At 67.0% G+C, this 14,221-nt stretch carries 13 protein-coding genes; 8 read left to right on the plus strand and 5 right to left on the minus strand.

What is annotated here, in order from left to right; translation table 11 throughout:
• Positions 1-134 precede the first annotated feature (134 nt).
• The 4 genes from dmpG to ACIPZG_RS05000 form a co-directional block, all read right to left on the minus strand.
• Complete coding sequence (gene dmpG, locus ACIPZG_RS04985) at positions 135-1,157, minus strand: 4-hydroxy-2-oxovalerate aldolase (RefSeq protein WP_008094764.1); 1,023 nt, start codon at positions 1,155-1,157, stop codon at positions 135-137.
• Between the two features lie 9 nt (positions 1,158-1,166).
• Complete coding sequence (locus ACIPZG_RS04990; protein WP_400710898.1) at positions 1,167-2,090, minus strand: acetaldehyde dehydrogenase (acetylating); 924 nt, start codon at positions 2,088-2,090, stop codon at positions 1,167-1,169.
• A 24-nt stretch (positions 2,091-2,114) separates the two neighbouring features.
• On the minus strand, positions 2,115-2,906 hold the full coding sequence (locus ACIPZG_RS04995) for a fumarylacetoacetate hydrolase family protein (protein WP_400710901.1): 792 nt from the start codon (positions 2,904-2,906) through the stop codon (positions 2,115-2,117).
• 71 nt (positions 2,907-2,977) lie between these two features.
• A complete protein-coding gene (locus ACIPZG_RS05000) occupies positions 2,978-3,751 on the minus strand; it encodes a glucose 1-dehydrogenase (protein ID WP_400710904.1) in 774 nt (257 codons plus the stop codon).
• Positions 3,752-3,951: 200 nt separating this feature from the next.
• Here ACIPZG_RS05000 and ACIPZG_RS05005 point away from each other — a divergent pair, with 200 nt between their 5' ends.
• The 5 genes from ACIPZG_RS05005 to ACIPZG_RS05025 all read left to right on the plus strand — a co-directional run bounded on the left by ACIPZG_RS05005 (position 3,952) and on the right by ACIPZG_RS05025 (position 10,835).
• Positions 3,952-5,139 (plus strand): acyl-CoA dehydrogenase family protein, encoded by a 1,188-nt coding sequence (locus tag ACIPZG_RS05005; protein ID WP_400710907.1) that lies wholly within the window; start codon positions 3,952-3,954, stop codon positions 5,137-5,139.
• Entirely contained in the window at positions 5,136-6,158 is a 1,023-nt protein-coding gene (locus ACIPZG_RS05010; protein WP_400710910.1) for a 2Fe-2S iron-sulfur cluster-binding protein, read from the plus strand. The genes ACIPZG_RS05005 and ACIPZG_RS05010 overlap by 4 nt, the downstream gene beginning before the upstream one ends.
• Before the next feature lie 5 nt (positions 6,159-6,163).
• Positions 6,164-7,762, plus strand: coding sequence for a FadD3 family acyl-CoA ligase (locus ACIPZG_RS05015; protein WP_400710913.1), 1,599 nt, complete (start codon positions 6,164-6,166; stop codon positions 7,760-7,762).
• A gap of 101 nt (positions 7,763-7,863) precedes the next feature.
• Positions 7,864-9,525, plus strand: coding sequence for a DUF1302 domain-containing protein (locus ACIPZG_RS05020; RefSeq protein WP_400710916.1), 1,662 nt, complete (start codon positions 7,864-7,866; stop codon positions 9,523-9,525).
• An 80-nt stretch (positions 9,526-9,605) separates the two neighbouring features.
• Positions 9,606-10,835 carry an NADH:flavin oxidoreductase gene (locus tag ACIPZG_RS05025; RefSeq protein ID WP_400710919.1) on the plus strand — a complete coding sequence of 410 codons (1,230 nt, stop codon included), beginning with the start codon at positions 9,606-9,608 and terminating at the stop codon, positions 10,833-10,835.
• Between the two features lie 87 nt (positions 10,836-10,922).
• Here ACIPZG_RS05025 and ACIPZG_RS05030 read toward each other — a convergent pair whose 3' ends face one another.
• On the minus strand, positions 10,923-11,756 hold the full coding sequence (locus ACIPZG_RS05030; protein ID WP_400710922.1) for an alpha/beta fold hydrolase: 834 nt from the start codon (positions 11,754-11,756) through the stop codon (positions 10,923-10,925).
• Between the two features lie 198 nt (positions 11,757-11,954).
• Here ACIPZG_RS05030 and ACIPZG_RS05035 point away from each other — a divergent pair, with 198 nt between their 5' ends.
• Genes ACIPZG_RS05035 through ACIPZG_RS05045 form a run of 3 tightly spaced genes read left to right on the plus strand, consistent with a single transcriptional unit; the run spans position 11,955 to position 14,107 of the window.
• A complete protein-coding gene (locus tag ACIPZG_RS05035; protein ID WP_008094774.1) occupies positions 11,955-12,689 on the plus strand; it encodes an SDR family NAD(P)-dependent oxidoreductase in 735 nt (244 codons plus the stop codon).
• 12 nt (positions 12,690-12,701) lie between these two features.
• Positions 12,702-13,472 carry an SDR family NAD(P)-dependent oxidoreductase gene (locus ACIPZG_RS05040; RefSeq protein ID WP_400710925.1) on the plus strand — a complete coding sequence of 257 codons (771 nt, stop codon included), beginning with the start codon at positions 12,702-12,704 and terminating at the stop codon, positions 13,470-13,472.
• Positions 13,472-14,107, plus strand: a complete 636-nt coding sequence (locus ACIPZG_RS05045) for a nuclear transport factor 2 family protein (RefSeq protein WP_400710928.1) — start codon at positions 13,472-13,474, stop codon at positions 14,105-14,107. Before ACIPZG_RS05040 ends, ACIPZG_RS05045 begins: the two co-directional genes overlap by 1 nt.
• Positions 14,108-14,221: the final 114 nt, after the last annotated feature.

Consider the following 14,221-nt stretch of genomic DNA (forward strand, 5'->3'; position numbering starts at 1 on the left):
CAAGATGAAACTCGGCGGCCTGAGCCCTGTGGCTTACAGAGCCCAGGCCGCGTAGCCTTACACACTCAGCGTCCAACTTTTGGGGTGCAGCTCAAACGCCACTGGCTTTGAGCTGTGGGAGTGGTTGACTACAGTCAGGCGCGCTGGCGCGCCAGGGTCATCGCGGTGTCTTCGATCATGTCTTCCTGGCCACCGACCATGCCGCGCCGGCCCATCTCCACCAGGATCTCCCGCGCCGACACGCCATACTTCTGCTCGGCGCGCTTGGCGAACAGCAAGAACGACCCGTACACCCCGGCATAGCCCATGGTCAGCGCATCACGATCACTGCGGATGGGAAAGTCCATGATCGGCACCACCAGGTCCTCGGCAACATCCTGGATGGCGAACACATCCACCCCGGTCTCGATGCCCATGCGCTTGCACACCGCCACCAGCACTTCCATCGGCGTATTCCCGGCGCCCGCGCCCAACCCCGCGCAAGCGGCGTCGATGCGGCTGGCACCGGCGGCGATCGCAGCTATCGAGTTGGCCACGCCCATCGACAGGTTGTGGTGCCCGTGGAAACCGATCTCGGTCTCCGGCCGCAGCGCGGCGCGCATCGCGGCTACACGCTCGCTGACCTGATGCGGCAGCAGATAGCCGGCGGAATCGGTCAGGTAGATGCAGTTGGCGCCGTAGCTCTCCATCAGCTTGCCCTGGGTGACCAGGCCTTCGGCGCTGTTCATGTGCGCCATCATCAGAAAGCCCACGGTGTCCATGCCCAGGTGGCGGGCATGGGCGATGTGTTGCTCGCTGACGTCGGCCTCGGTGCAGTGCGTGGCCACGCGCAAGGTGCTGACCCCCAGCTCATGGGCCATCTTCAGGTGCTCGACAGTGCCAATGCCCGGCAGCAGCAACGCCGAAACCTTGGCCTGTTTCATCAGCGGGATCACCGCCGACAGGTACTGCTCGTCGCTGTGCGCGGGAAAGCCGTAGTTCACCGAGCTGCCGCCCAGCCCATCGCCGTGGGTCACCTCGATCAGCGGTACCCCGGCGGCATCCAGGCCGCAGGCGATGCGCTGCATTTCATCCAGGCTGATCTGGTGGCGCTTGGGGTGCATGCCGTCGCGCAGGCACATGTCATGTACGGTGATGCGTTTGCCAGTGAGATCCATGGTCGCTCCTTAGGCCAGTGCAGTGGGGGCAGGGCGCAGCACCAGCTCGCCCTTGAGGATTTCCTCGGCGAACAGCTCGGCGGTGCGCGCCGCTGCCGCGGTCATGATGTCGAGGTTGCCGGCGTAGCGCGGCAGGTAGTCGCCCAGGCCCTCGACCTCCATGAAGATCGACACCCGGTTGCCATCAAACACCGGGCCGTTGACCAGCCGGTAGCCCGGCACGTAGCGCTGTACCTGGAGGATCATGGCGTCGATCGCGGCGCGGATCGCCGGTTCATCGGGCGTGTCTTCGGTCAGGCAATGCACGGTGTCGCGCATGATCAGCGGCGGCTCGGCGGGGTTGATGATGATGATCGCCTTGCCGCGCCGGGCACCGCCCACCTGTTCCACCGCGTTGGCAGTGGTGCGGGTGAACTCGTCGATGTTCTTGCGGGTGCCGGGCCCCACTGATTTCGAGGCGGCGGTGGCGATGATCTCGGCATACGCCACCGGCTGCACGCTGGACACCGCGGCCACCAGCGGGATGGTCGCCTGGCCACCGCAGGTGACCATGTTGACGTTCATCACGCCCAGGCCAAGGTTGGCCTTGAGGTTGACCGGGGGCACGCAGTACGGGCCGATGGCCGCTGGGGTCAGGTCGATCATCAGCACGCCCAGGGCGTTGAGCTTGCGCGAGTTCTCGGCATGCACATAGGCCGAGGTGGCATCGAAGGCGATCTGGATGCGGTCTTCGAGCACATGCGGGAGCAGGCCGTCGACGCCATCGGCGGTGGTCTTCAGGCCCAGCTCGCGGGCACGCGCCAGGCCTTCGGAGCCGGCCTCGATGCCGACCATCCAGACCGGCTCCAGCACCTCGCTACGTTTGAGTTTGTACAACAGGTCGGTGCCGATGTTGCCTGGCCCGATCAACGCACAGCGGATCTTCTTGCTCATGTCTAAGGCTCCAGGGGAGGGGTGTCAGGGCACGAAGTGCAGGCTGGACTGGCCCAGCCCGCTCATGCTCAGGCTGATGCGGTCGCCGGCCACGACCGGTACCAGGGGCGCCAGGGCGCCGGAAAGGATGACTTCGCCGCGCCGGAACGGGATGCCCAGCTCGCCCAGGGTGTTGGCCAGCCAGGCCACCGCCGCGCAAGGGTGGCCCTGCACCGCCGAGCCCAGGCCGTTGCCGGCCGGCTGGCCATTTTTCAGCAGCTGCATCTCGACCCGGGCCAGGTCCAGCGTGCGCGGGTCGATGCGCTGGCTGCCGAGGGCGAACACGCCGCAGGAGGCGTTGTCGGCCACGGTGTCCTGGATGCGGATCTGCCAAGCGTCGATGCGCGAATCGACGATCTCGAAGCAGGGCATGACCCACTGGGTCGCGGCCAGCACGTCGTCGGCGCTGATGCCCGGCCCGTGCAGGTCTTCACCGAGCACGAAGGCGATCTCGCCTTCGGCGCGCGGCTGGATCAGCCGGTGCTGGGCCAGGCTCACGTCGCTGCCGTCTTCGACCTGCATGGCGTCGGTCAGGAAACCGAAGTCAGGCTGGTGGACATCGAGCATTTCCTGCACGGCACGGCTGGTCACCCCGATCTTCTTGCCGATCACCTGCTCACCCAGCGCTTCACGGCGCTGCAGGAATGCAAGGGAAATACGGTAGGCCTGGTCGAGGGTGATGGCCGGGTAGCGGCGGGTCAGGGGGGCCAAGGTGGTGCGGCCACGAAGGGCGTTGAACAGCTCGTCACCGAGCGCTGTGATCAGATGGGCGTCCATGACGGGGCTCTCTGCGGTAAGGAATAAAAAGGGCCGGTCCGAGCGTGGTGTACCGGCCTGAGAAAAGGGGTTCAGCCCACCCAGACGCTGGAATCGGCGCCACCGTCGACGTCGATGATCTTGCCGGTGACCCAGGCGGACGCGGGGCTGGCCAGGTACAGGGCGGCGGCGGCGATGTCTTCGGGCGTGCCCAGGCACTTGAGCGGGGTGTTGGCCTCCATGCTCTGGCGCATCGCTGCCGGCATCACGCCGGCGAGCGCGGCGGTCAGGGTTGGGCCGGGGGCCACGGCATTGACCCGCACCTGCGGCGCGAAGTCCTGGGCCAGCAGGCGGGTCAGGTGGCTGAGCGCCGCCTTGGCCGTGCCGTAGGCGCTGAAATGGCGCTGAGCGTAGCGCGCCGCCACCGAGCTTATGTTGACGATGTTGCCGCCACCGGCCTCGCGCATCAGCGGCACGCACAACTGGCAGAACGCGTAGGCGCTGGAGACGTTGAAACGCATGATCTCGTCGAATTGCTCCGGGCTCAGGCCCAGCGGGTCGTTGGGGCCGCCACCGCCGACGTTGTTGACCAGGTGGGTGATGCGGCCCAGGTGCTCATGGCTCTGGCTGACCAGCGCCTGACGCTGCTCCGGGTCGTTGACGTCGCAGGCGAACGCCAGGGCGTTGCGGCCCAGGGCGCGGATTGCTTCGGCCACCGCCTGCACGTCGTCCAGGGAACGGGCGGCGCAGACGACATCAGCGCCGGCTTCGGCATAGGCCAGGGCAATGGCGCGGCCAATGCCACGGCCACTGCCGGTGACGATGGCGACGCTGCCGTCGAGGCGAAATCGCTGCAGGATACTCATGGCTGTGCTTCCTCAGGGCTGTGGATGACGAAGACTATCGCGGCGCAGGCGGCGCGCGGCATCGTCTCAACGGACTAGCGCAGGCGCGGCCCGCAGCGCGGTCAAGCCCTAGTCCGCTTTGACGATGAATCCTGCCTTGAGCAACCCGATCATCGACCTCAACTCGCGCAGTGGCGCAGCGAGATCGGGAGAAACCAGTGATGCACAGTTTGCGAGAAAAGACCCAGGAAGAAGTCGAGCTGATCGAACGCGCACGGCGCCTGGTGCCGCTGCTCAAGGCACGTACCGCGCAGGCCGACCGTGACCTGCGGATCCCTGACCAGACCATCGAGGAGCTGCAGTCGGCCGGCTTGCTGCGGGCCTTGCAACCGCGCGCCTTCGGCGGCTATGAAGTCGACCCGCGGACCTTCTTCGAAATCCAGATGATCCTCGCCGAGGGCTGCATGTCGACCGCCTGGGTGTACGGTGTGATGGGCGTGCACCCCTGGCAGGTGGCGCGCTACCCGGTCGAGGCGCAGCGCGAAGTGTGGGAGCAGGACCACAATGCCCTGATTTCCTCGACCTACATGCCGTCGGCCAAGGTCACCGTGGTGCCGGGCGGCTACCGCATCAGCGGGCGCTGGGGCTTCTCCAGTGGCAGCGAGCACTGCCAGTGGGTGCTGCTGGGCGGCATTCTCCCGGCCGATGGTGATTTTTCCAGCGAACACGGCACCTTCCTGTTGCCACGGGCCGACTACCGCATCGAGCCGAACTGGGACGTGCTCGGCCTGCGCGGCACCGGCAGCCATGACATCGTGGTCGAGGATGCCTTCGTGCCGGCCCACCGCGTGCAGCGCACCAACAACTGGACCCTCGAGGCCACCCCGGGGCGTCTGGTCAATACCAACCCGATCTATGCGATCCCGTTCGCCCAGGTGTTCTCTCGCGCGGTGTCGACCTCGGCCATCGGCGCCCTGCAAGGCGCGATCAATACCTTCCGCGAAAACGCGGCGCAGCATATCGGCAAGCACGGTGCGCGCACGGCCGATGATCCCGTGGCCCAGACGGCCGTAGCGGAAGCGGTGATCACCGTCGATTGCCTGAAGCTTGTGCTCGAGCGCAACTACGAGCACCTGATGGGCCTGGCCCGTGCCGGCGACTACCCGGACACCGAAACGCGCCTGCTGTACCGCTACCAGTCCTCCTACGTCACCAACATCTGTGCCGAGCGGGTCAGCGACCTGCTGCGCAGCATGGCGGCGTCGGGCTTGTACAACACCAACCCGGTGGCGCGTCTGTTCCGCGACCTGCACCAGGCCCGCGGGCACATCGCCAACAACTTCATGGCTTACGGGCGAAGCTTCGGCGCGGTGCAACTGGGCCTGCCCAACCCGGACCCGTTCGTATGAGTGAATACCTAGCCCTGCGAGTGGCGCGGGTGGTCGAGGAGACCGCCGACGCCCGCTCCCTGGAGTTCGAGGTGCCGGAGGCGCTTGTGCAGCGCTTCCGCTACCAACCGGGCCAGTTCTTGACGCTGCGGGTGCCTTTCGAGGGGGGCTGGCTGCCGCGCTGCTACTCGCTGTCCAGCACCCCGCTGCTGGACGAGCCGCTGCGGGTGACCGTCAAGCGCGTGCGCGACGGCCGTGCCTCGAACTGGCTGTGCGAAAGCCTGCAGGAAGGCCAGACCCTGGACGTGTTGCCGCCGGCCGGGGTGTTCGTGCCGCGCGACCTGGACGGCGACCTGGTGTTGTTCGGCGGCGGCAGCGGCATCACGCCGGTGCTGTCGATCCTGCGCTCGGCGCTGCTGGTCGGGTCCGGGCGCATCCTGCTGATCTATGCCAACCGCGACGCGCAGTCGGTGATCTTTCGCGATGAGTTGCGCCTGCTGGCCTCGGTGCACCCGCAACGGCTGCAGGTGGTGCACTGGCTCGACGCGTTGCAGGGCATTCCAGTGGCGGCGCAGCTGGCTGAACTGGCGCGGCCGTTCATCGACGCCCAGGCCTTCATCTGCGGGCCAGGGCCGTTCATGGACACCGCCGTCGAAGCCCTTCGGCAGCTTGGCGTGCCGCCGGCGCGGGTGCATGTGGAGCGCTTCGTGTCGCTGCCCGGCGAGGGCGAGGCGCCACTGGCCACCGCGAGCGACGCCGCCGTGGCCGCGCAACTGGCCGTGCGCCTGGACGGCCAGGAGCACCAACTGGCCTGCGACAGCGGCGAGACCGTACTGGCCGCCATGGAACGCGCCGGCCTCAACCCGCCCAGTGCCTGCCGGGTAGGGGGCTGCGCCTCCTGCATGTGCACCCTGGAGCAGGGCGAGATCGAATTGCTGCACAACGATGCCCTGGATGCCGGCGAACTGGCCGAAGGCTGGATTCTGGCCTGCCAGGCCGTGCCGACCAGCCCCCACCTGCGTATCCGTTTTCCCGAGTGACGCCTATGAACCAGAGCCTGAATTCGACCCTGACCCCGCCCGCCACCATCGCCCGGCTGCTGTTCGACAGCGCCCAGCGTTATGCAGGCGTTGCCGCCATCGAGGAAAACGGCATGCGCCTGGATTACGCCGACCTGCCGGAGCAGGCCTTGCAGGTGACCCGTGGCCTGATGGCCCTGGGCATCCAGCCGGGCGACCGGGTCGGCCTGTGGGCGCCGAACAGCCGCGAGTGGATTCTCGCGGCCCTGGGCATCCACTGCGCCGGCGCCGTGCTGGTGCCGATCAATACCCGCATGAAGGGTGCCGAGGCCGCCGACGTGCTGGCGCGCAGCGGCTGTCGGGTGCTGTTCGTGCAGCAGCGGTTCCTCGATGTCGACTACCCGGCGCTGCTCGCCCCCCAGCGTCCGGCGACCCTGGAGCACCAGGTGGTGTTCGCTTGCGACCAGGTGCTGCCGGCGCACGACCTGAGCTACGCGCAGTTCCTGGCCGGGGCCGCGACCATCGAGAAGCTCACCGCCGAGCGGCGCGCGCTGTGCATCGCCCCCGAGGCGGTCTGCGACCTGCTGTTCACCTCGGGCACCACCGGCAAGCCCAAGGGTGTGATGAGTGCCCACGGGCAGAACCTGCGCGCCTTTACCGAGTATGTGCGGGTGCTGGGGCTGGGGCCGGGTGACCGTTACCTGATCGTCAACCCGTTCTTCCATGCCTTCGGCTACAAGGCGGGCTGGCTGACGTGCCTGATCGCCGGGGCGACCATCCTGCCCCATGCCGTGTTCGACGCCGAAGTGGTGTTCGAGCGCATTGCCCGCGATCGGGTCACGGTGCTACCGGGCGCGCCGACCTTGTACCTGTCGCTGCTGGCCCACCCACGCCTGGCCGAAACCGACCTGTCGAGCCTGCGGGTTGCCGTGACCGGTTCGGCGAGCATCCCGCCCAGCCTGATCGAGCGCATGCGCAGCGAGCTGGGGTTCAGCGTGGTGACCACCGCGTACGGCCTGACCGAATGCGGCGGCCTGGCGACCCTGTGCGACCCGCAGGCCTCGGCCGAGGTGATCGCCGGTACCAGCGGCCAGCCGTTGCCGGGCACCGAAGTGAGCATCCGCGGCCCCGACAACGGCAGCCTGGCCCAGGGCCAGACCGGGGAAATCTGCCTGCGCGGCTTCCACATCATGCAGGGCTACTTCCAGGACCCGGCTGCCACCGCCGAGGCCATCGATGCCGAGGGCTGGCTGCACACCGGCGATGTCGGTTGCCTGGACCCCGCCGGCAACCTGGTCATCACCGACCGCCTCAAGGACATGTACATCGTCGGCGGCTTCAACTGCTACCCGGCCGAGATCGAGGCGGCGTTGCTCGGCCACCCGGCCATCGCCCAGGTGGCGGTGGTCGGCATTGCCGATGCGCGCATGGGCGAGGTGGGCTGCGCCTGCGTGGTGCTGCGCCAAGGGCAGCAGCTGGGCGAGCAGGAGCTGATCGGCTGGAGCCGCGAACGCATGGCCAACTACAAGGTGCCGCGCCAGGTGCGCTTCTTCTCAGCGTTGCCGCTGAACCCTTCGAACAAGGTGGCCAAGAACGACCTGCGGGCGGCGCTGGCCCAGGCCTGAGGGCGGCCGTGGCGGTTTCACCAAACGGACGATGTGCGCCAGCCAGCGGTGTTCCAGTCTGCTTCGGCACACCGCAACAATAACAAGAGAAGGAGAGCAGCATGTCTATGTCGAAGTGGCCGGCGCAAGGCGCAGCCAAAGGGTTCGGGCGGCGCAGCTGGTTGGCCATGGCCATTGGCGTTGCCAGTGGCAACGTCAGCGCTGGGCCGACCCTGGAGCTGGGCGAGGACACCACCCTGGAGTCGTCGCTCACGGTCAACTACACAGCCTCCGTGCGTACCGCCAAGCAGGCCCAGCAGTACCTCGACGACATCAACAATGACGACGGCACGCGCAACTTCAAGCGCGGCGGGCTGATCACCAACCGGGTCAGCCTGTTCGGCGAATTGCGCCTGCGCCACGACAACGTCGGCGCGGTGCTGCGCGGCAGCCACTTCTACGATGACGTCTACCACCAGCGCAACGACAACGACTCGCCCCTGACGGTGAACAAGATCGGCCGCGCCGATGGCTTCGTCGAGGACACCCGGCGCTTGAGCGGCAGCAAGGCGCGGCTGCTGGACGCCTACGTGTACGGCAACTACCAGCTGGGCGACACCCAGTACCTGTCGGTCAAGGCCGGGCGCCACCTGGTGGCCTGGGGCGAGAGCCTGTTCTGGGCCAACATCAGCCAGGGCCAGGCGCCGGTGGATGCGACCAAGTTCAACGTGCCGGGCACCGAGGCCAAGGATGCCTACCTGCCGGTGGGCCAGGTGTCGGCGTCCTGGTCGCTGAACGAGGACCTGGCGCTGGTTGGCTTCTACCAGTACGAGTGGGAGAAGACCCAGCTCAACCCGGTGGGCGACTACTTTGGCAGTGACACCTTCGGCCCGGGTGCAGAGTTCTTCCGGCTCAGCCCCGGGGTGATCGAAAGCCTGCCGGACAAGAGCTTCACCGGGGTCAACTATGCCGGCGAGGTCAAGCCGCGCGACAGCGGCCAGTGGGGCGTGGGGGTGCGCTACCGGATCACCGAGAACACCGAGGTGGGGCTGTTCCATTACCGCTACCACGAGCGGGTCGGCTCGCTGTTCTTCGACTTCACCGGGCAGACCCGCTACTCGTCGAATTCACGCATCAGCCAGCGTTCCAACCCCGGCGCGGCGCCGGCCTACCGCATGGGCTACTTCGAGGATGTCGAACTGACCGGGGTCAGTTTCAGCTCCAAGATTGGTGACGCGGTGCAATATGCCGGCGACCTCAGCTACCGCGACGGGGCATCGGTGTACCTGAACAACGGCGCGCCCACCACCGGGCAGATCTGGCAGGGCAACCTCAACGCCTCGTACATCCTCGGCCCGAGCTGGCTGGCCCAGCAAACCACCTTCATGGGGGAGGTGGTGCACCAGCACATCGCCGGGGTCGACACCCTGGTGGTATCGGGCGGCGGCCCGGGCGTGGACGGCAGTTTCGACGACTTCGAATCGGCCACCCAGACCCGCGGCTCGACGCTGCTAGGCGTGGGTGCCTACATGGACTACCCGTCCATCGCCAACGGCCTGGACCTGACCACCCGGGTGGTCTGGCAGCAGAGTGTCGACGGCAGCGCCTACCAGGGCCTGGGCCGCGATGAAAAACGCCTGACCGTGGGCGGCGACTTCAAGTACCTGGGCAACTTCCAGGTGGGCCTGACCTACGTCGCCTACCTGAGCTCCCCGGATGTCGCCCAGGGTCGCCTGCTGGCCGACCGCGACTACGTGTCGCTCAACGCCAAGTACACCTTCTGAGCCACACCTTGCCCCGGCGAAGGTCCGCCTGCGGTGGACCTGGCCGGGTTTCCTATCATTCACCGAGGACTCGGCCTGCCATGAACCCGACTACGCCAGCATCCCCGTTCAGCCCCGTCAGCATCGGCCCGCTGACGCTCCACAACCGCTTCATCAAGGCCGCCACCAACGAAGGCATGAGTGCCGGTGGCGTGCCGTCCCGGCAGCTGGCCCAGCTGCACGCCAACCTGGCCAAGGGCGGCGTGGCGTTGACCACCGTGGCCTACTGCGCGGTCAGCCGCGACGGCCGCACGCTGCCCAACCAGCTGATTCTGGAGCGCGAAAGCCTGCCGCACTTCAAGGCCCTGACCGAGGCCGTGCACCGCGAGGGCGGCCTGGCCAGCGCGCAGATCACCCATGGCGGTTGCTTCACCTTCATCCGCGAGCGCTCCACCGCACGGCCGCTGTCGGCCAGCGGGGGGTTCAACAAGATCGGCATGATGAGCGGCATGTTCCTCAAGCAGGCGATGAACGAAGCGGACATGCAGCAGGTGGTACGGGATTTTGCCCAGGGCGCGCGCCTGGCCCGCGAAGCCGGGTTCGATGCCGTTGAAATCCACATGGGCCACGGCTACCTGCTCAGCCAGTTCATTTCGCCGCTGTACAACAAGCGCCGCGACCAGTACGGCGGCAGCCTGGAAAACCGCCTGCGCTTTCCGCGCCGGGTGCTGCGCGCGGTGCTCGACGCGGTGGGGCAGGATCTGGCGGTGGTGTGCAAGTACAGCATCACCGAGGGCGTGCGTGCCGGTAACAGCGCCGACGACGGCGCCAGGATCGCGCGCATGCTGGAGGAGGAAGGCGCGCACCTGCTGGTGCTCAGTGCCGGGATGAACGCCGAGTCGATCACTACCATGTTTGGTTCGTCCTTCCCCAAGGAGAACCGGGTGCAGCAGAAGAACCCGGTGATTGCGCTGGCCATGGCGATCCAGCGGCGCATGGACCCGGTGGTGGAGTTTCGCGAGTTGTACCTGCTGGAGCATGCGCGCAAGGTGCGTGCGGCGGTGAAGATGCCGCTGGCGTACCTGGGCGGGGCCAAGAGCCTGGCGAGCATCGAGCAGGTGATGGCCGAAGGGTTTGATCTGGTGGCGATGGGGCGGGTGCTGATTGCCGAGCCTGATTATGTGAACAAGCTGGGCAGTGGGGCGAGCCGCAATTCGATCTGCACGGCGTGCAACCGGTGTGTGGCGATGATGTATACGCCGGGGGGGACTTCGTGTGTGCTGGGGCGGCCGGGGGATGCGCTGTTGAACAGTCAGCGAGCTGGGGGGTGACCTTCAGGGCCCTTCGCGGATGAATCCGCTCCTACAGGTTCAGCGCCTGGCCTGTAGGAGCGGATTCATCCGCGATGAGCCCCCAGATCACCCGTGCTGCAGGAAGTCCAGGCAGCTGCGGTTGAACAGCTCGCGGTGCTCCACCTGCACCCAATGCCCGCAGCGGTTGAGCACGATGAACCGCGCCTGCCGCGCGCCGTCAATGATGTACTGGGCACCACTGACCGGGTTGAAATGGTCGTTGCTGCCCCAGAAGCCGAAAATCGGGCACTCGATCTCACCCAGCCGCGCGCGCATGTTCGGCACCAGCATGGTGCTGAACAGGTTCTTCGGCTGCGTCACCGCCACCGCCACCCGCTCCAGCAGCAGCTCCTCCGGCAGGATCGAGTCGTCGAACAGCTGCAGGCTCATCATGCTGCGCATCTCTTCAAGGCCGATGGGGCCTGCGCTGAACAGGCCGACCATGCGCACAATGCCCGGCATCTGGAAGTAGGTCTCACGCTCTTCGACGCCACCCGGTGCCAGTAGCACCAGCCGCTCCGCCAGCTGCGGGCAGCGCAGCGCCAGGCCCAGGGCAATGGCGCCACCCAACGAGTTGCCCAGAATGGTGCAGCGGGTAACGCCAATCCGGGCGAGAAATTCGGCGACGCAATCGACGAAGAAATCCAGTTCGTAACGCACATCCTCGGGTTTGTCCGAACGGCCGAAGCCGGGCAGGTCGAGCAGGATATTGCGGTAGCCGGCATCAGCCAGCGCGGGGTAATTGCCCTTGAAGTTGCTGTAGCCGCTGGCACCGGGGCCGCTGCCGTGCAGCCACAGCACCACCGGCCCGCTGCCTTCGTCCAGGTAGTGCAGGCGCAGGCCATTGGCGAGGGTTGCGTAGTGCCCGGTGGGTAGAGGCAGGTCGACGGGTTGGTTCATGCAGTTTCTCCAGAGTGCACAGGTTGAGGGGCTGCATGTCCGGCATGCAGCCCTTGGATCCTGTGCCGTGCAGCACAAGCTCACATCGTCCGTTCAGACCACGCGGGGCCGGGGCGTTAGTCCTATCGGACGATGCCTGCCGTTCGCCGCGGGCCAATGATGGGGCAGACCTACGCGCTTCAAACCAAGGAGAACGCTATGAAACTGCAGAACAAAGTGGCCTTCGTCACCGGTGCCGGGCAAGGCATGGGCCAGGCCATCGTGCGCCGCTTCGTCGCCGAAGGGGCCAAGGTGGTGGCGGTCGACCTCGACCAGACGGCGCTGGCCGCAGGGCTGGCGGACCTGGGCGAACAGGTGCTCGCCCTGAGCTGCAACGTGGCTGACGCGGCGTCCGTGGCCGATGCCATGGGCGCAGTCGAAGCCCATTTCGGTGGCCTCGACATCGTGGTCAACAACGCCGGCGTCGGTGCGCTGGACAGCTTCCTCGATACACCGGACGACAGCTGGGCGCGGGTGCTCGGGGTGAACCTCGGCGGCACCTTCCTGTGCTGCCGCGAAGGGGCGCGGCTGATGGTCAAGGGCAAGCGCCAGGGCGTGCTGATCAACCTCTCCAGCACCGCCGCGCTGACCGGCGAGGGGCCAAGCCACTACTGCGCGTCGAAAGCCGCGGTCATGGGCCTGACCCGCTCGATCGCCCGCGAGCTCGCGGGGCAGGGGATCCGCGTCAATACCCTGGTGCCCGGCCCGACCAACACCCCGATGATGGCTGGCATCCCCGAGGAACACATGCAGGCGCTGCTCAAGAACGTGCCGCTGGGGCGCATGTGCGAAACCGACGAGATCGCCCGCGTGGCGGTCTTCCTGGCCAGTGAGGACGCCAGTTTCATCACCGGCCAGAACATCGCCGTCAACGGCGGCATGGCCTTTATCTGAGGAGAGCAGTGGATGAGCAAACGTCTGCAAGACAAGGTCGCGTTCGTGACCGGCGCTGGATCGGGAATTGGCGCGGCGACCGCGCTGCGGTTCGCCGAGGAGGGGGCACTGGTGGTGCTGTGCGGGCGCCAGGCGCCACCGCTGGAAGGCGTGAAGGAGCAGATCCTGGCCCAGGGCGGTCGGGCCGAGGTCGCGGTCGCCGATGTCAGTGACGAACAGGCCTACGTCGCCGCCCTGCAAGGCACCGCCCAGCGCCACGGGCGCCTGGACATCCTGGTGAACAACGCCATGGCCTACACCTGGGGCGGCATCGACAGCATGACCACCGCCGACTGGCACGCCAACTTCGCCACCACGGTGGACGGCACCTTCTGGGGTACCCGCACGGCGATGCAGCTGATGCAGGGCAAGGGCGGCTCGATCGTCAACATCGCGTCCATCTGCGGGGTGTTCGGCACGGCCTGGATGGCCGGCTACTCGGCGGCCAAGGCGGCGGTAATCAACTTCAGCCGCGCGGCGGCCAGCGAAGGCGCACCGCACAATATCCGCTGCAACGTGATCATCCCCGGCGTGGTCGATACACCGGCCACCGCTGGCATGCTGGGCGATGCCAAGGCCCGCGCCAATACCGAGAAAGTCATCCCCATGCGCCGCGTCGGCCTGCCGGTCGAGCTGGCCAATGCCATTCTGTTCCTGGCCAGCGACGAGGCCTCCTACGTGACCGGGGCGAGCCTGGCGGTGGACGGCGGGCGCAGCTCCGACCTGTACACGGTGCTGGAATGATGAACAGGGACGAGCCATCGCTGCTGCAGCGCCTCGATCGCCTGGAGTCGCTGGATGCGATCCGCCAGCTGGCCGGCAAGTACGCCCTGGCCCTGGACATGCGCGACATGGACGCCATGGCCAACTGCTTTGCCGAGGATGTGCGGGTCGGCCGGGACAAGCATGGCCGTGCGCATCTGAAGGCGTGGCTGGACGAGACCATGCGCAAGCAGTTTCACGGCACCTCGCATCATTTGGGCCAGCACATCATCGAATTCAGCGACCCGGATCATGCTACCGGGGTGGTGTATTCGAAGAACGAGCATGAGACCGGGCCTGAGTGGGTGATCATGCAGATGCTGTACTGGGACGACTACGAGCGCATCGATGGGCGTTGGTGTTTCAGGCGGCGGTTGCCGTGCTACTGGTACGCCACCGACCTGAACAAGCCGCCGATCGGAGGTTTGAAGATGCGCTGGCCGGGGCGTGAGCCCTATGCCGGGAGTTTCCATGAGCTGTTCCCGTCGTGGGATGCGTTCTGGGCCCAGCGGCCGGACAAGGATGCGCTGCCGCAGGTGGCGGAGCCGGCGCCATTGGAAGGGTTCTTGGCGGGGTTGCGGCGGGGGGCGGGCGACCCGAAGATCCGGGTGCGTTGAATTGGTTCGAGTCAGCAGGCCTGGCCTCATCGCCGGCAAGCCGGCTCCCACAAGGGATTCGTGGTGTTCCAGAGATCCCTGTGGGAGCCGGCTTGCCGGCGATGAGGCCGGGAC

The sequence above is a fragment of the Pseudomonas sp. NPDC089395 genome (assembly GCF_044749525.1).
Lineage (GTDB): Bacteria > Pseudomonadota > Gammaproteobacteria > Pseudomonadales > Pseudomonadaceae > Aquipseudomonas.

Bases quoted from the DNA above. Each gene is read 5' to 3' on its own strand.
- ACIPZG_RS05005 (WP_400710907.1), top strand. From the start codon at position 3,952: ATGCACAGTTTGCGAGAAAAGACCCAGGAAGAAGTCGAGCTGATCGAA.
- ACIPZG_RS05020 (WP_400710916.1), top strand. From the start codon at position 7,864: ATGTCTATGTCGAAGTGGCCGGCGCAAGGCGCAGCCAAAGGGTTCGGG.
- ACIPZG_RS05015 (WP_400710913.1), top strand. From the start codon at position 6,164: ATGAACCAGAGCCTGAATTCGACCCTGACCCCGCCCGCCACCATCGCC.
- ACIPZG_RS05000 (WP_400710904.1), bottom strand. From the start codon at position 3,751: ATGAGTATCCTGCAGCGATTTCGCCTCGACGGCAGCGTCGCCATCGTC.
- ACIPZG_RS05045 (WP_400710928.1), top strand. From the start codon at position 13,472: ATGAACAGGGACGAGCCATCGCTGCTGCAGCGCCTCGATCGCCTGGAG.
- ACIPZG_RS05025 (WP_400710919.1), top strand. From the start codon at position 9,606: ATGAACCCGACTACGCCAGCATCCCCGTTCAGCCCCGTCAGCATCGGC.
- ACIPZG_RS05030 (WP_400710922.1), bottom strand. From the start codon at position 11,756: ATGAACCAACCCGTCGACCTGCCTCTACCCACCGGGCACTACGCAACC.
- ACIPZG_RS04990 (WP_400710898.1), bottom strand. From the start codon at position 2,090: ATGAGCAAGAAGATCCGCTGTGCGTTGATCGGGCCAGGCAACATCGGC.
- ACIPZG_RS05035 (WP_008094774.1), top strand. From the start codon at position 11,955: ATGAAACTGCAGAACAAAGTGGCCTTCGTCACCGGTGCCGGGCAAGGC.
- ACIPZG_RS04995 (WP_400710901.1), bottom strand. From the start codon at position 2,906: ATGGACGCCCATCTGATCACAGCGCTCGGTGACGAGCTGTTCAACGCC.
- ACIPZG_RS05010 (WP_400710910.1), top strand. From the start codon at position 5,136: ATGAGTGAATACCTAGCCCTGCGAGTGGCGCGGGTGGTCGAGGAGACC.
- ACIPZG_RS05040 (WP_400710925.1), top strand. From the start codon at position 12,702: ATGAGCAAACGTCTGCAAGACAAGGTCGCGTTCGTGACCGGCGCTGGA.
- dmpG (WP_008094764.1), bottom strand. From the start codon at position 1,157: ATGGATCTCACTGGCAAACGCATCACCGTACATGACATGTGCCTGCGC.